This is a genomic window from Nocardia arizonensis, from assembly GCF_001310275.1.
Lineage (GTDB): Bacteria > Actinomycetota > Actinomycetes > Mycobacteriales > Mycobacteriaceae > Nocardia > Nocardia arizonensis.
Window position 1 is genome coordinate 1 of record NZ_LGYZ01000001.1, and the last position, 19,880, is coordinate 19,880.

General features: G+C 68.0%; 18 protein-coding genes. 11 read left to right on the forward strand and 7 right to left on the reverse strand.

Features of this window, described 5'->3' with window-relative positions:
- Positions 1 to 127: 127 nt before the first annotated feature.
- Positions 128 to 811 carry an endonuclease NucS gene (gene nucS, locus APZ21_RS00005; protein WP_054811128.1) on the forward strand — a complete coding sequence of 228 codons (684 nt, stop codon included), beginning with the start codon at positions 128 to 130 and terminating at the stop codon, positions 809 to 811.
- Positions 812 to 869: 58 nt separating this feature from the next.
- Positions 870 to 1,172 carry a hypothetical protein gene (locus APZ21_RS35295; RefSeq protein ID WP_054811129.1) on the forward strand — a complete coding sequence of 101 codons (303 nt, stop codon included), beginning with the start codon at positions 870 to 872 and terminating at the stop codon, positions 1,170 to 1,172.
- A gap of 189 nt (positions 1,173 to 1,361) precedes the next feature.
- Here the strand turns inward: APZ21_RS35295 and APZ21_RS00015 are convergent, their stop codons facing one another.
- Positions 1,362 to 2,363, reverse strand: a complete 1,002-nt coding sequence (locus tag APZ21_RS00015) for a coiled-coil domain-containing protein (RefSeq protein ID WP_054811229.1) — start codon at positions 2,361 to 2,363, stop codon at positions 1,362 to 1,364.
- An 86-nt stretch (positions 2,364 to 2,449) separates the two neighbouring features.
- A complete protein-coding gene (mce, locus tag APZ21_RS00020) occupies positions 2,450 to 2,908 on the reverse strand; it encodes a methylmalonyl-CoA epimerase (RefSeq protein WP_054811130.1) in 459 nt (152 codons plus the stop codon).
- Positions 2,909 to 3,082: 174 nt separating this feature from the next.
- On the opposite strand from mce, the gene APZ21_RS00025 reads away from it, so the two are divergent.
- From APZ21_RS00025 to APZ21_RS00035, 3 genes are all read left to right on the forward strand, one after another.
- Positions 3,083 to 4,267 carry an acetyl-CoA C-acetyltransferase gene (locus APZ21_RS00025; protein ID WP_054811131.1) on the forward strand — a complete coding sequence of 395 codons (1,185 nt, stop codon included), beginning with the start codon at positions 3,083 to 3,085 and terminating at the stop codon, positions 4,265 to 4,267.
- Positions 4,268 to 4,367: 100 nt separating this feature from the next.
- Positions 4,368 to 4,724 carry a DUF3817 domain-containing protein gene (locus tag APZ21_RS00030; protein WP_054811230.1) on the forward strand — a complete coding sequence of 119 codons (357 nt, stop codon included), beginning with the start codon at positions 4,368 to 4,370 and terminating at the stop codon, positions 4,722 to 4,724.
- 61 nt (positions 4,725 to 4,785) lie between these two features.
- Positions 4,786 to 5,625 (forward strand): tetratricopeptide repeat protein, encoded by an 840-nt coding sequence (locus tag APZ21_RS00035; protein ID WP_054811132.1) that lies wholly within the window; start codon positions 4,786 to 4,788, stop codon positions 5,623 to 5,625.
- Positions 5,626 to 5,664: 39 nt separating this feature from the next.
- On the opposite strand, the gene glgB is transcribed toward APZ21_RS00035, so the two are convergent.
- The 3 genes from glgB to APZ21_RS00050 form a co-directional block, all read right to left on the reverse strand.
- Positions 5,665 to 7,839, reverse strand: a complete 2,175-nt coding sequence (gene glgB / locus APZ21_RS00040; RefSeq protein ID WP_054811133.1) for a 1,4-alpha-glucan branching protein GlgB — start codon at positions 7,837 to 7,839, stop codon at positions 5,665 to 5,667.
- On the reverse strand, positions 7,836 to 9,842 hold the full coding sequence (locus tag APZ21_RS00045; protein ID WP_054811134.1) for an alpha-1,4-glucan--maltose-1-phosphate maltosyltransferase: 2,007 nt from the start codon (positions 9,840 to 9,842) through the stop codon (positions 7,836 to 7,838). Before APZ21_RS00045 ends, glgB begins: the two co-directional genes overlap by 4 nt.
- A gap of 68 nt (positions 9,843 to 9,910) precedes the next feature.
- Complete coding sequence (locus tag APZ21_RS00050) at positions 9,911 to 10,123, reverse strand: hypothetical protein (RefSeq protein WP_054811135.1); 213 nt, start codon at positions 10,121 to 10,123, stop codon at positions 9,911 to 9,913.
- Between the two features lie 107 nt (positions 10,124 to 10,230).
- On the opposite strand from APZ21_RS00050, the gene glgP reads away from it, so the two are divergent.
- From glgP to APZ21_RS00080, 6 genes are all read left to right on the forward strand, one after another.
- Positions 10,231 to 12,807, forward strand: coding sequence for an alpha-glucan family phosphorylase (glgP, locus tag APZ21_RS00055; RefSeq protein WP_054811231.1), 2,577 nt, complete (start codon positions 10,231 to 10,233; stop codon positions 12,805 to 12,807).
- Between the two features lie 375 nt (positions 12,808 to 13,182).
- Entirely contained in the window at positions 13,183 to 13,404 is a 222-nt protein-coding gene (locus APZ21_RS35300; RefSeq protein WP_239476418.1) for a hypothetical protein, read from the forward strand.
- 169 nt (positions 13,405 to 13,573) lie between these two features.
- Complete coding sequence (locus APZ21_RS00065; protein ID WP_054811232.1) at positions 13,574 to 14,203, forward strand: DUF3558 domain-containing protein; 630 nt, start codon at positions 13,574 to 13,576, stop codon at positions 14,201 to 14,203.
- Positions 14,204 to 14,273: 70 nt separating this feature from the next.
- Positions 14,274 to 14,663, forward strand: coding sequence for a hypothetical protein (locus APZ21_RS00070; RefSeq protein WP_054811137.1), 390 nt, complete (start codon positions 14,274 to 14,276; stop codon positions 14,661 to 14,663).
- Between the two features lie 3 nt (positions 14,664 to 14,666).
- Positions 14,667 to 16,031, forward strand: coding sequence for a PPE domain-containing protein (locus tag APZ21_RS00075; RefSeq protein WP_054811138.1), 1,365 nt, complete (start codon positions 14,667 to 14,669; stop codon positions 16,029 to 16,031).
- A gap of 44 nt (positions 16,032 to 16,075) precedes the next feature.
- Positions 16,076 to 16,837, forward strand: coding sequence for an ESX secretion-associated protein EspG (locus APZ21_RS00080; RefSeq protein WP_054811233.1), 762 nt, complete (start codon positions 16,076 to 16,078; stop codon positions 16,835 to 16,837).
- A 49-nt stretch (positions 16,838 to 16,886) separates the two neighbouring features.
- On the opposite strand, the gene APZ21_RS00085 is transcribed toward APZ21_RS00080, so the two are convergent.
- Together APZ21_RS00085 and APZ21_RS00090 are read right to left on the reverse strand one after the other, a co-directional pair.
- Positions 16,887 to 17,597 (reverse strand): class I SAM-dependent methyltransferase, encoded by a 711-nt coding sequence (locus tag APZ21_RS00085; RefSeq protein WP_054811139.1) that lies wholly within the window; start codon positions 17,595 to 17,597, stop codon positions 16,887 to 16,889.
- A gap of 204 nt (positions 17,598 to 17,801) precedes the next feature.
- Positions 17,802 to 19,841, reverse strand: coding sequence for an ATP-dependent DNA helicase (locus tag APZ21_RS00090; RefSeq protein ID WP_054811140.1), 2,040 nt, complete (start codon positions 19,839 to 19,841; stop codon positions 17,802 to 17,804).
- Positions 19,842 to 19,880 lie beyond the last annotated feature (39 nt).

Sequence of the window (19,880 nt, forward strand, 5' to 3'; positions counted from 1 at the left end):
CTACCGGCGTTTGGGGCGTATTTCCGCCCGCACCACGCAGCCGCGTCCATGTTCGCGGTATTCCCCACTGGGGGAACGACACTGAGCGGATTCGGGTGCGCGGAGCGGAGGGCCTACACTCGTCCGGGTGCGCCTAGTGATTGCTCGTTGCCAGGTCGACTACGTCGGTCGTCTGACCGCCCATCTTCCGATGGCCCGCAGGCTGTTGATGCTCAAGGCCGACGGCTCGGTGCTCGTGCACTCCGATGGCGGCTCGTACAAGCCGCTGAACTGGATGAGCCCGCCGTGTTGGCTGGAGGAGCGCCCCGATGACATCCCCGAGGGCGCGAAGGCGTTCTGGGTGGTGACCAATAAGGCGGGCGAGGAACTGCGCATTACGATCGAAGAGGTCGAGCATGACTCCGCCCACGACCTCGGTGTTGATCCGGGGTTGGTGAAAGACGGTGTGGAAGCCCACCTTCAGGAACTGTTGGCCGAGCACGTCCATACGCTCGGCGCAGGCTACACCCTCGTTCGCCGCGAGTACATGACGGCCATCGGCCCGGTGGATCTGCTGTGCCGTGACGCCGATGGTGCGACGGTCGCGGTCGAGATCAAGCGCCGCGGGGAGATCGACGGCGTCGAACAGCTCACCCGCTATCTGGATCTGCTCAATCGCGATCCGTTGCTCGCGCCGGTGTCGGGCGTCTTCGCGGCCCAGCAGATCAAGCCGCAGGCGCGCACACTCGCCGAAGATCGCGGTATCCGTTGTCTCACTCTCGATTACGATGCCCTGCGCGGCACGGAGAGCAACGAATTCCGGCTGTTCTGATCAGGTTGTGGACGTGCGCGGTCGTCGGGCTGTGGGGCACGCCGCTTACCCTTGACGAATGCCCCGTCGGAAACCGCGCGCACATGACCGGGATCACCGGTCGGGAACCGTCCCGCTCGCCGACGTCTTCGGTCGCACCGAGCCGGGGCCCGATCACGACGAGACCTATATCGTGCGCACCGTGGCGGGCAGCCGCGCCGTCAAGACCTATCGCTGCCCCGGGTGCGATCACGAGATCGCACCCGGCGTCGCTCATATCGTGGCGTGGGCCGTCGACGGTGGGGAGGACGATCGCCGACATTGGCACCGGGGATGTTGGAATGGTCGCCGGACGCGGCGAATCACCCGTCGTTGGTCATAAAAGAAACTGAATCGATGCTGAAAAGTTATTGTTCGGCAATCTGTTCGGATCGTACATTTGTGCGCGCAATCCCGGGCGCTCGGGAGAAATCAGCCGGACCCCGGAATTAGGGAAGGCCGCTCCCGGACGGGAACGGCCTTCGGATGAACTCAGAACTGGTAGAGCGTCGTCGCCTGATGGTTTCGGACGTCAGTTGGAGATATCGGCGTTTTCGCGCTCCTCCGCGTCGATGTCCTCGTCGTCGTGGGCGACCTCGGGGATCGCCTTGGCGCGCGAACCGGTGACCGACTTGGTGGCGCCGCCGATGGACTTGCGCTGGTCGGGCATGCCGTCGAGCAGTTCGCTCTCCCGGTTGACCGCGGCGAGCATCGCGGGCACGGAGTCGAGCTGACCGCGAATGCCGAGCAGCTGGGCCAGGACGCGCCCCCGCAGCACGCGCATCTCCTCGGCGAGTTCCTTGGCGTGCGCGATCTTGCGCTCGGAGGTCTGGGTAGCCGAGGTGATGAGGCGGTTGGCCTCGTCGGTGGCATCCTTGATGCGCTGCGCGGCCTCGGCGCGGCTGGTGGCCTCGAGTTCTTCCATCGCGCGGGTCAGCTTGGTGCGCCGCTCCGCCATGGTGGCCTCGAAGTCCTGCTGGGTGGCCTTGCGCTTGGCATCGGCTTCCTTGCCGAGGCGATCGGCCTCGGCCTGGGCGGCCTCGATGATCTTGGCGGACTCGGTACGCGCGTTCGCGAGGGTCTGCTCGAATTCGATCTCGAGCGCCTCCCGCTTCTCCTTCGTCTCCGCGAGCAGCGACTCGTACTTGCCGCGCATCTCGGTGGCCTGCTGCTCCGCGATGGAAACCATCTCGGCGGCCTCGGCCTGCGCGAGCGCGCGGACCTCGGAGGCCTCGTCGGAGGCCAGGCGCAGCATGCGGGAGATGCGGTCGGACATGCCTTCCGCGGTGGTCGGCGGGACCGAGAGTCGATCGACCTCCTTGCGGAGTTCATCGATCTCGTCCCGCGCGTCCTCCAGTTGGCTTGCGAGGTTACGGGCCTGCGCCGCGGCGGCGTCGCGGTCGGTGGCGGTGACCCTCAGCTCGGCGTCGAAGCGGTCGAAGTAGTTGCGTACCTCGTCTTGCGCATAACCCTTGCGCACAACGGTGAAGGGCAGTGCAACGAAGCGATTGCGATCGGACTCAGGTGACGACATGGCACACAAACTACAGCCTATGGCTGGAAGATGGTGACTCGACCGCGAATGTGATTCGTATCAGTTTTGCAGGTCCGATCTTGATACTAGTGCGTAACGTTCGGATTTGGTTCGACCAACTCGATCAGCACACCGCCAGCATCCTTCGGGTGGATGAAATTGATGCGAGAATCGGCGGTTCCATGGCGCGGTGCGTCGTACAGCAAACGAATACCACGATCACGCAGGTGAGCGGACACGGCTTCGAGATCGGTGACGCGGTAGGCGAGTTGCTGGAGTCCGGGGCCGCTGCGGTCGATGAACTTGGCGATGGTCGACTCGGCGTTCAGGGGCGCCAGCAACTGGAGGGCAGTCGCGGAATCGGGTGCGCCGGGCAGCGAGAGCATGGCCTCGTGCACGCCCTGGCTCTCGTTGACCTCCCGGTGGGTCTCGATCATGCCGAGATTTTCGGCGTACCAGGCGATCGCGGCGTCCAGATCGGGGACCGCGATGCCGACATGGTCGACGGCGGTGACGTAGTCGCCGGGGATGATCGCGGGAGTCATTGCGGAAGTCTCTGTGGTGCTCACTACTCGACGGTAGCGCGGACCTCGGGGGCCACGCCCGCGACGGGACAAGCTACCGTTGAGTACGGAACGCTCGACGGCGCGCTCGCCGATGGCGGGCCGTGCCCGCTCGGCGTTGCATCGAATGCCTGAACTAGGAATGCGAGGCTCGTCGTGACCACAACCGTGATCGTCTCCGGTGCGCGCACCCCGGTCGGCCGCCTGCTCGGCGGACTCAAGGACTTCAGCGGCTCGGACCTGGGCGGATTCGCCATAGAGGCGGCTCTGGAACGGGGCGGCGTCGCGCCGGAGCAGGTCGACTACGTGATCATGGGCCAGGTGCTCACCGCGGGCGCGGGGCAGATACCGGCCCGCCAGGCCGCGGCCGCCGCGGGCATCCCCATGGATGTGCCCGCTCTCACACTGAACAAGGTCTGCCTGTCCGGCATCAACGCCATCGCGCAGGCCGATCAGCTCATCCGCGCGGGCGAGTACGAGATCGTGGTCGCGGGCGGCCAGGAGTCGATGAGCCGGGCGCCGCATATGCTCGAAAAGAGCAGGGAGGGATTCAAATACGGCGACGTGACGCTGCGCGATCACATGGCCTACGACGGTCTGCACGACATCTTCACCGATCAGGCCATGGGCGCGCTGACCGAGCGGCGCAACGACGACGACTACGTCAGTCGCGCGGATCAGGACGCGTTCGCCGCCGCCTCGCATCAGCGCGCCGCCGCCGCGTGGAAGAACGGACTCTTCGACGACGAGGTGGTTCCGGTCGCGGTCCCGCAGCGCAAGGGTGATCCGGTGCTGGTGAGCGCCGACGAGGGCATCCGTGCCGACACCACCGTGGAGTCGCTGGCGAAGCTTCGCCCGGCCTTCCGCAAGGACGGCACCATCACCGCGGGCACCGCCTCGCAGATCTCCGACGGCGCCGCGGCGGTCGTGGTGATGAGCAAGGCCAAGGCCGAGGAACTCGGCCTGAGCTGGATCGCCGAGATCGGCGCCGCGGGCGTGGTGGCCGGGCCGGATTCCACCCTCCAGGATCAGCCCGCCAACGCCATTGCCAAGGCGTGTGCGCGGGAGGGGATTTCGCCCGCCGACCTGGATCTGGTGGAGATCAACGAGGCGTTCGCCGCGGTCGGCATCGCCTCGACCCGCAAGCTCGGCATCGATCCGGCGAAGGTGAATGTCAACGGCGGCGCGATCGCCATCGGTCACCCGCTCGGCATGTCCGGCGCGCGGATTCTGCTGCATCTGGCGCTGGAGTTGAAGCGTCGCGGCGGTGGTATCGGCGCGGCCGCGCTGTGCGGCGGCGGCGGTCAGGGTGACGCACTGATCGTCAAGGTCGCCTCCTAGTCACGTGACACCGCCGCCGAATTCGGCGGCGGTGTCCGTTTCGCCCGAGTGTGATGTGTCCAACTACAGGTCGTCGTAGTGATGCGGCACAATGGACGGCATGGGTTTCTTCGATCTGCGCGGTGTCGCCGGTAGGTTCCGTTTCTTCGCCGTACTCGAGGCGCTGTCGTGGCTGGGCCTGCTGACCGGAATGGCGTTCAAGTACATTCCGGATCCGGGCAACGAGATCGGCGTGAAGGTCTTCGGGCCGATCCACGGCGCGATCTTCATTCTCTTCGTGCTGACCGCGCTGCTGGCCGCGCGCGAGCTGAACTGGAACTGGAAGACCACGTTGCTGGCGCTGGCCTCGAGCATTCCGCCCTTCTTCACCGTCGTCTTCGAGATATGGGCGGTGCGCACCGGCAAGCTCACCCCCGCGTCGACCGACACCGCGGAAGCCGTCCGCGCGGCCTCATGACAAACTGGAAACCGTGACTCGACCAGCCGCACGTCGTCCCTCGCCAGCCGTCGCCGCAGCCATGTCCGGTGCGGTGGATCTGTCCGGTCTCAAACAGCCGCCCGCGGGCTCGCCCGGCGCCGATCACGCGGTATCGGTGGCCGATTTCGAAACCAAGGTCCTGCGGCGGTCCATGCAGGTACCGGTCGTGGTCGTGCTGTACTCGCAGCGCAGCCCCGGCAGCATCGAACTGGTGCGCACCTTCGAACGACTCGTCGCCGAGGATCGCGGCGCATGGGATCTGGCCACCGTCGAAGCCGAGAGCAATATGCAGATCGCCCAGGCGCTGCGGGTGCAGGGCATCCCCACGGTGGTGGCCATCGCGGGCGGTCAGCCACTGGCCGATTTCGAGGGCGCCCAAGCCGAACCGCAGTTGCGGCAGTGGCTCACCGCGGTCGTGGACGCGGTCGCGGGCAAACTCGAAGGCGGAAGCGGCGAACCGCAGCAGGCCGAGGATCCCCGCTTCACCGCGGCCGAGGAGGCGCTCGACCGCGGCGATATGGCGGGTGCGGAAGCCGCATACGAGGCCATCCTCGCCACCGAACCGGGCAATGAGCAGGCCAAGAACGCGCTGCGGCAATTGCGTTTCCTCGCCCGCGCGCAGGAACTGCCGGAAACCGCTGTCGCGAACGCCGACCAGAACCCGGCCGATGTCGACCTCGCGCTCGACGCCGCCGATATCGAACTGCTCGGCCAGCGGCCGGAGGCGGCCTTCGACCGGCTCATCGCCGTCATCAAGCGCACCTCGGGCGAGGACCGCACCAAGGCGCGCACGCGCCTGCTCGAACTGTTCGAATTGTTCGATCCCGCCGAATCTTTCGTGGTGGCGGCCCGCCGCAAGCTCGCGACCGCGCTGTACTGACGCCCGACCTGCGTGAGGGTCGCCCGGACCCTCACGCGGTCAGGACGGCCCCGCCAACCAGACCGCGCTATTGGGCGCGAGCGCCACGGTGGCCGAGACCGGGCGTCCGTGCCACGGCGTCGGCGAGGTCCGCACCGAACCCATGTTCCCGACGCCAGAACCGCCGTAGTCGGCGGCATCGGTGTTGAGGATCTCGGACCATTCGCCCGCCACCGGCAGGCCGACACGGTATTCGCCGTGCAGCGATCCGGAGAAGTTGTGGACGCAGGCCACCACCGAACCGTCACTGCCGTAGCGCAGGAAGGCCAGCACATTGTTGTCGCGGTCGTCGGCCTCGATCCAGGAATGTCCGCCCGGGGTGGTGTCCTGACTCCACAGCGCCGAATGCGCGCGGTAGACGCGGTTCATGGCGCGCACGGCGTCGGTGATGCCGCGGTGCAGCGGGTTGTCCATCTCGCCCCAGTCCAGTCCGCGGTCGTGTGACCACTCTCGGAACTGCCCGAAATCCTGCCCCATGAACAGCAGTTGTTTGCCGGGGTGCGCCCACATGTAGGCCAGCAGCGCCCGCACGCCCGCGGCCTTGGCGAAATCGTCGCCGGGCATGCGCGTCCACAGCGTGCCCTTGCCGTGCACCACCTCGTCGTGACTGATCGGCAGGACGTAGGTCTCGCTCCACGCGTACATGAGCGAGAAGGTGATCTCGTTGTGGTGCCAGGCGCGGTGGATGGGGTCGCGGCGCAGGAAGCCGAGCGTGTCGTGCATCCAGCCCATATTCCATTTCATGGAGAAACCGAGTCCGCCGACATCGGTGCCACGGGTGACGCCCGGCCAGGTGGTCGACTCCTCGGCGACGGTGACCACGCCCGGATGGTGGCGGTGCACGGTGTCGTTGAGTTCGCGCAGGAAGGCGACCGCCTCCAGATTCTCGCGGCCGCCGTGCACATTCGGCTCCCACTCGCCCTCGGCGCGCGAATAGTCCAGATAGAGCATGGAGGCGACCGCGTCGACCCGCAGCCCGTCGATGTGGAATTCCTCGATCCAGTACCGCGCGTTGGCGACCAGGAAGTTGCGGACCTCGCGCCTGCCGAAATCGAAGATGTAGGTGCCCCAGTCGAGTTGCTCGCCGCGGCGCGGATCGGGATGTTCGTAGAGCGGTGTGCCGTCGAAGCGCGCCAGCGCCCATTCGTCGCGCGGGAAGTGCGCGGGCACCCAGTCCAGCAGGACGCCGATGCCCGCGTCGTGCATCCGGTCGACGAAGGCGCGGAAGTCGTCGGGGGAGCCGAAACGCGCGGTTGGCGCGTAGTAGGAGGTGACCTGATATCCCCAGGAGCCGCCGAAGGGATGTTCGGCCACCGGCAGCAGTTCGATGTGGGTGTAGCCGGTCGAGGTGACGTATTCGGCGAGCTGATCGGCCAGTTCGCGATAGGACAGCCCCGGCCGCCACGACCCGAGGTGAACCTCGTAGACGCTCATCGGCGCGCGCGTCGGGTCGATCCGCTCGCGCTGTTCGATCCACGCGCGATCCCGCCACACGTGGGCGCTCTCGGTGACCACCGACGCGGTCGCGGGCGGGACCTCGGTGGCGAAGGCCAGCGGGTCGGCGTGGTCGACGGTGCGACCGTCGGCGCCGTGCACCCGGTACTTGTATTTCGCCCCGGCGCCGATGCCGGGCACGAACACCTCCCAGACGCCGGAGGAGCCCAGCGTCCGCATCGGCGCGGTATTGCCGCTCCACCCGTCGAAGTCGCCGATCACGCTGACGCCGCGGGCATTGGGCGCCCAGACCGCGAAGGAGACGCCGTGCACCTCGCCGTCGAGGGTGGTGTAGCGGCGCGGGTGCGCGCCGAGGACCTCCCACAGCCGTTCGTGGCGGCCCTCACCGATCAGGTGCAGGTCGAGGTCGCCGACGGTGGGCAGGAAACGGTAGCCGTCGCCCGAGATGACGCGCTGGCCGCCGGGATAAGTGGTGACGACGCGGTAGTCCATCAGCTCCGTATAGGGCAGCGGCGCGGCGAAGACGCCGTGGCCCACCGAGACCAGCGGATGGTCGTCGCCGCCCACGCGCACCGCCACCGATTCGGCGTGCGGGCGCAGGACGCGCACCACCGTGCCCTCGGGATGCGGATGAGCGCCGAGCACGGTGTGCGGATCGCTGTGGGTGCCCGCCGCGAGGAGCATGAGGTCGCGGCGATCGATGGTGGCCGCACGGTTCATGCGAAGGACTTCCGGTAGGCCAGTTCGGTGCGCGCCTGCTGCGGCACCGCGGGCAGCGCGAGTATGTGCGCTACCGCGCGCGCCGGGTCAAGACGCACGTAATTCGTTTGCGCCCAGTGGTATTCCTCACCGCTGACCTCGTCGAACACGACCGGGTGGTCGTGCCATTCCCGGCCGATCGCGGGCAGGTCGACCGAAATGAACCCCTGTTCGGCGCCGTACGGGTTCAGGTTCACCACGACCAGGACCGCGTCACCGCTGATCGGATCGAATTTCGAGTAGGCGATGATCGCGTCGTTGTCGACGTGGTGGAAATGCAGGCAGCGCAGTTGTTGCAGCGCCGGGTGGTTGCGCCGGATCTCGTTGAGTCTGGTCAGCCACGGTTCCAGCGATTCGCCGCGCGCCAGCGCCCCGGCGAAGTCGCGCGGGCGCAGTTCGTATTTCTCCGAGTCGAGGTACTCCTCGCTGCCGGGACGCACCGCCTGGTGTTCGAACAGCTCGAAGCCGGAGTACACGCCCCAGGTGGGTGCGAGGGTGGCGGCGAGCACCGCACGGATGGCGAACATGCCCGGACCCCCGTGCTGGAGGCTCTCGTGCAGGATGTCGGGGGTGTTGACGAACAGGTTCGGCCTGGCCTCGTCGGCCTTGGCGGCCAGTTCGACGCCGAATTCGGTCAACTCCCATTTGGCGATCCGCCAGGTGAAATAGGTGTAGGACTGGCTGAAGCCGCGCCGCGCCAGACCGTACAGCCGTGCGGGGCGGGTGAACGCCTCGGACAGGAAGATGACCTCGGGGTCCTCGCGCCGCACCGTGGCGATCAGCCACTCCCAGAAGTCGGCGGGTTTGGTGTGCGGATTGTCGACGCGGAAGATCTTGACCCCGAACGCGATCCAGTGCCGGACCACGCGCAGCACCTCGGCGTAGATGCCGTCGGGATCGTTGTCGAAGTTGACCGGGTAGATGTCCTGGTACTTCTTGGGCGGATTCTCGGCGTAGGCGATGGTGCCGTCCGGCAGCGTGGTGAACCACTCCGGGTGCGCGCGCACCCAGGGGTGGTCGGGTGCGCACTGCAAGGCCAGGTCGAGCGCGACCTCGAGACCCGCGTGCCGCGCCGCCGCGACGAAATCCTTGAAATCGGCCTCGGTGCCGAGGTCGGGGTGGATCGCGTCGTGACCGCCCGCGGCCGAGCCGATCGCCCAGGGGGAGCCGACATCGCCGGGTTCGGCGGTCAGCGAATTGTTGCGGCCCTTGCGGTTCACCGCGCCGATCGGGTGGATCGGCGGCAGGTACACCACGTCGAAGCCCATCGCGGCGATCCGCGGCAGCTCTTTCGCGGCGGTGGCGAACGTGCCGTGCACCGGTTTGCCCTCGGCGTCGCGACCGCCGGTCGAGCGAGGGAAGAACTCGTACCAGGAGCCGTAGAGCGCGCGCCTGCGTTCCACGTACACCGTGTGCTGCGGTCCGCGGGTCACCATCTCGCGCAGCGGGGTGGCGCGCAGGATCTCGGCCACCTCCTCGGTGAAGGCGGGCGCGACCCGGGTGGGTAGCTGTTCCTCGCCGCGCAGGGCGACCGCGACCGCGCGCAGCCGTTCGAACTGTTTCCTCGGCACCCCTTGGGCGGCGCGGTCGAACAGCCGCGCGCCGAGTTCGAGATCGTTGGCCAGATCGGCGGCGCTCTGCCCGACCGCGAGTTTGGCCTCGACGGCGTGGCGCCAGGTCGCGATGGGATCGCTCCAGCCCTCGACGCGGAAGGTCCAGGTGCCGGGGGCGTTCGCGGTGAAGACGGCATCGAATACGTCGGGTTCGGGATCGGGGGTCATCCTGATCCGGGTGATCCGTGAGGATCCGGGCGCGCGTACCGCGAGCGTCGCGGCGACGGCATCGTGACCCTCGCGCCAGACCACCGCGCGCACCGGGAAGACCTCGCCCACCGCGGCCTTGGCCGGATAACGCCCCTGTCCGGTCGACGGGGCGGTGTCGTCGATGGCGATGCGGCCGGTCACGGGGACCAACCTACCGGCAGTGCGCCGCGACGACGTGATCGACGGTCCCGTCACGTCCGGCCCGCCGCTCAGCGCGCGTCGGCGGCGCGGCCGAAGCCGAGCGCGCCCGCGAGCGTCCGGTCGAACACGACGATCGCGTCGCCGAGGACCGCGGCCGGACCGGCGGTGCGGCCGCGACGCACCGATCGCCGGAGGAACGGCGCGGCGGCGGCCCCGGGTAGCGCGGCGAGCAGCAGACAGGCCAGGAGGAACTCGGGGAGTACGTCGACCCATTGCGGCATCAGCAGATGCTGTCACGGCGGCGGCCGTTCGGCCACTCGATTCCGGCCCCGCGTGACCTGCGTCGCCTGTCGCGATGGGTGCGTCGGTTTTCGGTATGGTTCGCCTGGTGAAGGCCCTCCGTCGATTCACCGTCCGCGCCCATCTGCCCGATCGACTCGCGGCGCTGGGTGAACTGTCCACGAATCTGCGCTGGTCCTGGCATTGGCCGACCCAGGATCTTTTCCGCGATCTCGATACGGGGTTGTGGCAGGAGGTCGGCCACGACCCGGTGCGCATGCTCGGGGAAGTGCCCGCCGCCCGGCTCGACGAGCTGGCCGCCGATCCCGACTACACGCGCCGGGTCGACGAGGCCGCCGCCGACCTGCGCGACTATCTGTCCGCGCCGGGCTGGTTCCAGCGCTCCGAACCGGATGTCGAAGGCATCGGGGGTATCGCGTACTTCTCGATGGAGTTCGGCGTCACGGAGGTACTGCCGAACTACTCCGGCGGCCTCGGCATCCTCGCGGGCGACCATCTCAAGGCCGCATCGGATCTGGGGCTGCCGCTGATCGGCGTTGGGCTGCTGTACCGGTCGGGATACTTCCGGCAGTCGCTGTCTGCCGATGGCTGGCAACTCGAGCACTATCCGGCCCTCGATCCCCAAGGGCTGCCGCTGCGGCTGCTCACCGCCGACGGCTCACCGGTGCTTGTGCACGTCGCCGTGCCCGATCAGCGGGTGCTGCGCGCCCGGGTGTGGATCGCGCAGGTCGGGCGCGTGCCCTTGCTGCTGCTGGATTCCGATATCGCCGAGAACGACCCGGAACTGCGCGCGGTCACCGACCGGCTCTACGGCGGCGACCAGGACCACCGGATCAAGCAGGAGATCCTGGCGGGTGTCGGCGGCGTGCGCGCGGTGCGCGCGTTCACCCGGGCCGAGGGGCTGCCCGATCCCGAGGTGTTCCACATGAACGAGGGCCACGCCGGATTCCTCGGCGTCGAGCGGATACGGGAATACGTCGCGGCGGGCGCCGATTTCGAGACCGGGCTGGCCGCGGTGCGCGCGGGCACCGTCTTCACCACGCATACGCCGGTGCCCGCCGGCATCGACCGCTTCCCCATGTCGCTGGTGCGCCGCTACTTCGGCGGCGCCAATGGCGAATCCGAATCCAGCCTGCTGCAAGGGCTTTCGGTGGACCGGATTCTGTCGCTCGGACGCGAGGCCGATCCAGCGGTGTTCAACATGGCGCATATGGGGCTGCGGCTCGCGCAGCGCGCCAACGGCGTGTCCAAGCTGCACGGCGAGGTCAGCAGGTCCATGTTCGCGCCGCTGTGGCCCGGTTTCGATCCGGCCGAGGTGCCCATAAGTTCGGTCACCAACGGCGTGCACGCCCCCACCTGGGCCGCGCGCGAATGGGTCGACAAGGCGCGCGAGTACATCGGCACCGAACTGGTCGAGCAGGCGCGCGGCTGGGAACGGCTCGAGGAGGTGCCGCTGGGTGAACTGTGGTCCACCCGCAACACGCTGCGCGCCGGACTCGTCGCCGAGGTGCGCCGCCGGGTGCGCGCGTCCTGGCTCGAGCGCGGCGCGGCCGCCGCCGAACTCGGCTGGGTCGATGACATCTTCGACCCGACCGTGCTCACGGTGGGTTTCGCGCGCCGCGTGCCCACCTACAAGCGTCTGACCCTGATGCTGCGCGATCCCGAGCGCCTGCGCTCCTTGCTGCTGAATCCGCAGCGTCCGATGCAGTTGGTGGTGGCGGGCAAGAGCCATCCGGCCGACGACGGCGGCAAGTCCCTCATCCAGCAGGTGGTGCGATTCGCCGACGATCCCGAGGTGCGCCACCGCATCGTCTTCCTGCCCGACTACGACATGTCGATGGCCCGCCACCTGTACTGGGGTTGCGATGTGTGGCTGAACAATCCGCTGCGACCGCTCGAGGCGTGCGGTACTTCCGGCATGAAGTCGGCGCTCAACGGCGGACTCAACCTGTCCATCCGCGACGGCTGGTGGGACGAGATGTACGACGGCGAGAACGGCTGGGCGATTCCGACCGCCGACGGCGTCTCCGACGAACACCGTCGCGACGATCTCGAGGCGGCGGCGCTCTACGAACTGTTCGAACGCACGGTCGCGCCCCGGTTCTACGACCGCGATGGCGACGATATGCCGGTGCGCTGGGTCGAGATGGTGCGCCACACCTTGCGGACGCTCGGCCCGAAGGTGCCCGCCTCTCGTATGGTTCGCGATTACGCGGTGGAGTACTACGCGCAAGCCGCGGCGGCCTATCGGCGCGTGGCCGCCGACGACTTCGCCGGGGCGCGCGCGGTCGCCGAATACCGGCGCCGGGTCGAGGCGGCGTGGCCCTCGGTACGGGTACTCCAAGTCGACAGCGCCGGCCTCCCCGACACCCCGGTCATCGGAGCCGAACTGTCACTGACGGCGCGGATCGATCTGGGCGGGCTGAGCGTGTCCGATGTCGCGGTGCAGGCCGTGCTGGGGCGGGTCTCGACCACCGACGACCTGTCCGACACCAGTGTCGTCCCCATGGAACACACCGGGTCGGACGCCGGTGCGGAGATCTTCGCGGTGCGCACACCCGTGCCGCTGTCGGGGGCGGTCGGCTACACGGTCCGGGTACTTCCGCACGAGGATCTGCTCGCCTCGGACGCCGAACTGGGTCTGGTGGTCGCGCCGAGCGCCTGATTCCGTTCGACCCCGAGTGTCGGCTGCCGCGCCTGGCGGAGACCGGGTCACCCTGACCATGCTGTTCGTCGACTTCTTCGACCGCGGCGGCACCTCATCGGTGTCGCCGATCGGGCCGGACTGCTCGACGAGGACGGCCGACTGCCGCGCGCGGCCAACGCCTTCGCCGCCGATTCGGTCGGCACGATTGTGGGCGCGGTCATCGGAACATCGACCACCACCGCTCCTAGGTCGAATCCACCGCGGGGCGCATCCGCGGGCGGGCGCACCGGTCTTACCGCGGTCTCGACCGCGACCTTCTGCTATCCGATCTTCGCCGTGGTCGCGGACTCCCCCCGAGGTGACCGCGCCCGCCCTCATCGTGGTCGGGTCCTCATGTCCCGCGCCCTCGGCGAAATCGACTGGAATCGAATGGAATACGCCATCCCCGCCTTCATCACGGTCGTCATGATGCCCCTGACCTACTCCATCGCCAACGGTCCGGCCATCAGCATGCTGTTCTCTCCGATCGTCTTGGTGGCCAAGGGTGTGTCCCGGGAGGTCCACCCGCCCGGTGTGGGTGCTGTTGGTGGTATTCCTCGGCCTTGCTCTTCGTGAGGTTCGGGCCGTGCGCCGAATCCGTTGTCCGCGTTCGGCTTGACGGGTCGTGCGCTCGTCTCGGATAGGGTGGGCGCGATCCGTGCACGTGCTCGCGTTCCGATCCGACCCATTGATCGTGTGGTCCGGTCCGATACGCTGAAACCACCACATGTGGAACCGATGGGGGATGCGGCGCGTCATAATCTGTGACTGGTTGCTCCAGGACTGGGAGAAAGGGCGAACGGCCGTGGTGGTGTCGAGGGGGATTGCGGGAGCGACGATAGTGGCCGGTATCGCGGTGACCTGCGTCGTTGCCGGGTGCGGCACGACGGTGGACGGGGCGCCTCGGACCGCGGGTCCTACTGTGCCAAGGGGGGACCGGAATGTGGTCTGGAATCCGTGCACGCAGTTGTCCGATGCGGCGCTGCGCGCCACACGGGTCGATCCCGCCACCAAGGATATGGTCAGCGATGCGCCGACCGGAGCTACATCGGCCCGCCTGTGTAACTGGACTTCGATCGAGGGGCCGTATCAAGTCGGGGTGGCGGCGACTGTTTACACCCCGGATGAAGCGCGACAGAACTCCAAACTGACGGTGGTGCGCGAGGAACGCATCGGTTCGAGGTCGGGATTCGTCCATACAAACACCGCCGACAGCGACAAGATCCGGTGCTACGTCAATATTCCGTCGCCCGAGGGCTCCTACGAGATTTCAGTCGGCTGGTATTACAGCGAACGCGCCAAGATGCCGGAAGCGCCGCCCTGTGGTCTGGCTGTCACACACGCGAAGGATCTCGAGCCGTATCTACCGAAGTAGGTCGCCCGGGTGGGCGCCGCGTGCCAATTGGCCATCAGGTGTTGCTTGTTCGCGAGGGAGGAGGCACAAGGTGAGCGAGCAGATACAGAACCTTGTGACGCAATGGAACGGCCTGAAGACAGAGGCCGAATCCGGGCAACTGAGAATGGATCCCGAGGTCTGCAATGCGCTCAAGGGGCACGCCGATCAGATGAAGATTCAGCTGAACCGGATGCTGTTCGCGGTGGGCCAGCTAAGTGAGCTCAGCGGGTTCGGCGCGCTGCGGACAGCCAAGATAATGCAGCAGAAATTCGAGAACAAGGCCGACACGGGGGATGCGTCGGCGGCAGAGCGGCTGAAACAGAGCATCGAGGTGCTGACCTTGATGGCGGAGACCTACGAGAAAGCAGTTCGCACGATCGAGGAGACCGACCAGTCGAATTCGCAAAAGCTGGCTGACGTCGACACGGGGGGGAAGTAAGCGATGGTCTCGTTCTCGGAATGGGCGAACGTCTACAACGCGCCGATGAATGTCGTGAAGACGATTACCGGGTCGCGTGAGGAGGCGTGGGACAACAAGACCGGTGATCAGCAGCGTGCCGACCAGGAGAATCGGACTTGGAATGAGGACCGGGCGATCGTCGGCGGTGAGTACGACAGTCTGTTGGCGGAGTCCGGCGCGGGTACCGATCCCAGGGTGCTCAACTTCGACGACTCCTTCCAGACTATGAGCCATCAGGAGATCTACGACGCGCTGAGCGGCGTCGAGCCCAATGCCGTCAACTTCGCCGCGAACGGTTGGCGCGATCTCGCACGCGAATCCCGGACCGCAGTGGATGAATTCTCCAAGTCGGTGGAGCAATCCATCACCGATCTGTGGAATGGCGAATCCGGCAGCAAGGCCATCGAGGCGACCCGTGCCTTCGTGGCCTCGTTCACCAGCCTGGCGGCGGGCTTCCAATTGGTCGGTCACAGTCTCGATCTCATGGAAGGCCACCTCGCGCAGGCCAAGGGTTCGGTGGGCAAGCCCGATGACTACACCTTGGGCGACAAGGTCATCGACGCCGTGCCGCTCCAGAACATCGTCAAGGGACCGACGTACCGGGCTCAGGAGGCCGAGGAGCAGGCCCGGTATGTCATGACGACCTACTACCAGCCGGGTGTGCAGGACGTCGACGGCCGCACGCCCACCTTCGCCGTACCGTCCAGCAAGACCGACGACAACGGCACGGGCGGGCCGAGTCTGCCCGGTGGGTCGCAAGGTCCGTCGGGGACGGGATCGCCGACCACTTCGCGGCCGGACAACGACCCCGCGACGAACGATCCGCAGCAGTCCGACAATTCCCGGACCACCGATCCTGAGTCGACCACAGACCCGGAGTCGACAACGCCGCAGAGCACGGATACGACCACCACACCGCAGAGTTCGAATTCGAATCAGGGTTCGGGTACGCCGAATTCGGCGAATACCAATACTCCGACGACACCGCAGTCGGCGACGCCGACGGTGCCGGGTTCGAACTCCAAGAGCAAGACGCCCTCGACGGGGTCGACGCCCAAGGGGAGTTCGGGGTCGTCGGGGTCCTCGTCGGGTACGCCGGGTGCGGGCAAGAGCGTTGCGGGTTCGGGTGCGCCGACCGCGGGCGCCGTTGGCACGACCGCCGCCGCGAGCCGAGGTGCGACCGGTCGAGCGGGCATGTCGGGTATGGGCGGCATGGGAGGTGGCCGTGGCAAGGGCGAGGACGACGACGAGCATTCGACACCGGATTATCTGGTCTACGACCGTGGCGACGAATTGCTCGGAACGCAGCCGCCCGCGCTTCCGCCCGGTGGGGTCATCGGTGGCTGACGCGCGGTCCGCGGGTACGGAACGGTGGACGGCGGATGTCGCGGGTGAGTGAGCGGCGGTGGCATCTGAGCGGTCTGATGTTCCAGATCGCGGTGGAGGGGTTCGGGCGGGATCGGCTGCCGTACCCCATCCGCTATATCGCCGACGAGACACCGGTGCGGACCGCGGAGGATTACGAGCGGCTGCGGGAGCGAACCGCGCGTGAGATGGCGGGATTCGCCGACCGGGCGCTGTTCGACGCGTTGACGGTGCTGTTGGAGCCGCGGGTCCGCGTCGAGGTGCACGGGTTCTACGGGCCCGAATTCGAGAAGGTCGTCCGGGTGCACGCGGGCATCGTCGGTGCGGTGGCCACGGTGGCCGTTCAAATGGCGGGGCCCACACAGGAATACGGACGCGATGTCATTCTCGTCGGTATGCCCGCGGCGGAGGTGGCGGCCCGGGTCGTATCGGCGCTGCCGCAATGCGCGCCGGGGCGGATTCTGCCGGTGACCGGCCGTCGGTCCGAGATGGAGCGTGCCGCCTACGGCGGTGATCCGTATCTCGAGTCGATCGACAGGATCGTGCGCCGGCCGCGTTCGGGGTTGGGGGAGATCAATGTCTTCCGCGGCGGCGCCGTCGACAGCAGGCCGACCGCCGATGGCCGGGGTTTCCACTGGATGGACTATCTGCCGGTCGACGGCCGCTATCTGCTGCACAATCACGACAGCGACGAGTTCACCCTGGCCCCCGGGCCGCGCGAGGAGGTCAGGGACAGGCTCGCGGAGCTGATCGCTTCGGCCCGTCGCGCGTCCGCGGGGATCCGGTAGCGGTGCCTACCCCGCGGAGACGGCCGCCTCCGCGAGGGCGGCGTGCGGATCAGCGGTCCGCGGGCGCGTGCAGGACCAGGATGGAGGTGGCGCCGGGGTGGAATTCGTAGTCGACATCGCGGATATCGGTGCGAATTCCCTTGTCGTGCAGTTCGGTGCGCAACTGCGCGACCAGGTCGTCCTGCGGTACGCCTCGATGGTCGACCAGCGGGTAGAGCCGGGTCTCGCGGCGCGAGACCCGTGACAGTTCCAGCAGCGCCATCAGGTGGAATCGCGCGTCGAGGCGGTCGGCGTAGGAGAACAGCAGATGAGAACTGAGCACCAGGTCGAAACTGTCGTCGGGGAAGGGCAGTGACGGCAGCGCCGCGGCGACATAGTGCCCCGGGTGCGCGGTGATATCCGTGCCGAATCGGGTGGCGGCGGCGTCGCGGATGCGTCGGTGCTCCTCGGGCGAGCCGTACCAGTCCCACCGGCGGCGGTCGTAATGTGTGCGGGCCCACATATTTCCGCGTTCCGCCTCGGCCAGGGCGAGCGCGCGCAGTTCGCTCGCGGGTCGGGCGTAGATCGGGTCGATCGCGGTCACGTGTGCTCCGAGTTCACTGGCCTCCGCGGTGAAACTCGCTGCGCCGCCTGGACAGTCCAGAACGCTGCGGTCGCGCAGTTCGGCGTCGGTGAGGGCGAAGATCGCTCGATACTCGGCCAAAGATCTTGCACTGATCAGGAATTCACCGAGTGCGTCGGTGTCGGTCGGGTGCGTCATCCGGAAACGGTCTCACGGGACGCCTGAGTGCGAAAGTGAGAATGCGACCCGCGCGGCGGTGACGCCCCGCGCGGGATGCGGGCGCGGGATGCGGGCGCGGGATGCGGGCGCGGGGCGCGGGCGCGACCGCCGTGGGAATCGGTGTACGGAATCGAATTCGCTTTCCGGGGCGCATCGATCCGGTCGCTGTCGGCCGTGTCACGACTACCGGCCGACGAGCCTCCGCAATGCCTTGGTGACGACTTCCCGATCGGAGGTCTCCCAGTACGGCGGCAGCGACGCCCGCAGGTATCCGCCGTAGCGGGCGGTCGCGAGCCGGGAATCGAGGATGGCGACCACGCCGCGATCGTCCACGCTGCGCAGCAGCCGACCTGTGCCCTGGGCCAGCAGCAGCGCGGCGTGGTTGGCCGCGACCGCGAGAAAGCCGTTGCCGCCGCGCGATTCCACCGCACGCTGCCGCGCGGCGAGCAGCGGATCGTCGGGGCGCGGGAACGGGATGCGGTCGAGGATCACCAGACTCAGCGACGGACCCGGCACGTCGACGCCCTGCCACAGCGACAGCGTGCCGAACAGCGAGGTCGCCTCGTCCTCGGCGAATTTGCGGACCAGCGCGCCGGTGGCGTCGTCGCCCTGGCACAGGATCGGGGTGCCGATCCGATCGCGCAACGCCTCGGTGGCCGCCTTGGCGGCGCGCATGGAGGAGAACAGACCGAGCGTGCGGCCGCCCGCGGCGTCGATGAGCCGTTCGATCTCGTCCAGGTACGCGGGGGACAGGCCGTCGCGCCCGGGTGCGGGCAGATGTCGGGCGACGTAGAGGATGCCCGATTTGGCGTGGTCGAACGGGGAACCGACATCCAGCGAACTCCAGCGGATGGTCTCGGTGTCCGCGGGCGCCTGCGCGCCGTTGGCGGTGCCGGTATCGGGCCGGTTCGCCGTCTGCGCGGGCAGGCCCCAGGTGATCGCCAGACCGTCGAACGAGCCGCCGATCTGGAGGGTGGCCGAGGTGAGGACCACGGTCGAGACCCCGAACAGTCGGGTGCGCAGCAATCCGCCGACCGAAAGCGGCGCCATGCGAAGGGTTTTGCGCGCGACACCGCGTACCTCGTCGGCGGACAACCAGATCACGTCGCGGCGGGCGGCCGGATCGGATTCCTCGAAGGCGGTGAGCGCCCGCACCGCGCTGTCGTGCACGTCGTCGATGGCGGACAGGGCCAGGGTGCGCGCCGCGGCGGTGTCGGGATCGCCCTGCGCACTGGAACTTCCGGGCGGATTGAGCGCCGTGCGGACATTCCAGGCCGCGTCGCGGACCAGCGCCAGCACCGGCGCGACCCCGTCCGGCATGGTGTCCCAGCGGGCCGCGGGCAGTTCGTCGAGGATCGCGTGCCACGCCTCGGCGGCCTCCTCGAGCCGGTCGACCTCCTGTTCGTCGACGAGATCGGCACAGCGGCGCGCGGCGGCGCTGATGGCGGTGGGCGCGATCTCCGCGGTGGCGACGCCGGTGACGCGGTCGACGAGTTCGTGCGCCTCGTCGATGATGACCACATCGTGTTCGGGCAGCACCTGGATGCCGCTGATGGCGTCGATGGCCAGCAGCGCGTGATTGGTGACCACCACGTCGGCCTGTGCCGATTCGGTGCGCGCCCGCTCGGCGAAGCAGTCCTGGCCGAATGGACAGCGCGATTTGCCCAGGCATTCGCGCGAGGACACGCTGACCTGCCGCCAGGCCCGATCGCTCACCCCGGGCGCGAGTTCGTCGCGATCGCCGGTCTCGGTGTCGGAAGCCCAGTCGTTGAGGCGCTGGACCTCCCGGCCGAGGCGCGAGATGGCGAACGCGTCGAACAGTTCGGCTTCGGCCGGCTCGTCCGGCAGTGCGCTGTTGATCTTGTTCAGGCACAGGTAGTTGTTGCGGCCCTTGAGGATCGCGAATTTCACCGTGCGGCCGAGTGGTGTGCTCAGCGCGTCGGCCAGTCGGGGCAGATCGCGATCGACCAGCTGGCGTTGCAGGGCGATCGTCGCGGTGGAGACCACGACCGTGCGGCCGGTGCGCACCGCGTGCCGCACGCTCGGCACGAGATAGGCCAGCGACTTGCCGGTGCCGGTGCCCGCCTGCACGGCCAGATGCTCCTTGGTGTCGATGGCGTGATCGACCGCCGCGGCCATCGTGATCTGCCCGCCGCGTTCCTTCCCGCCGAGGGCGTTGACGGCGGTGGACAGAAGCTCCGGGACGGGCGGCAGTTCGGGCACGGGAGTGAGCCTACTGCGCCGCACCGACACCCGGGATCG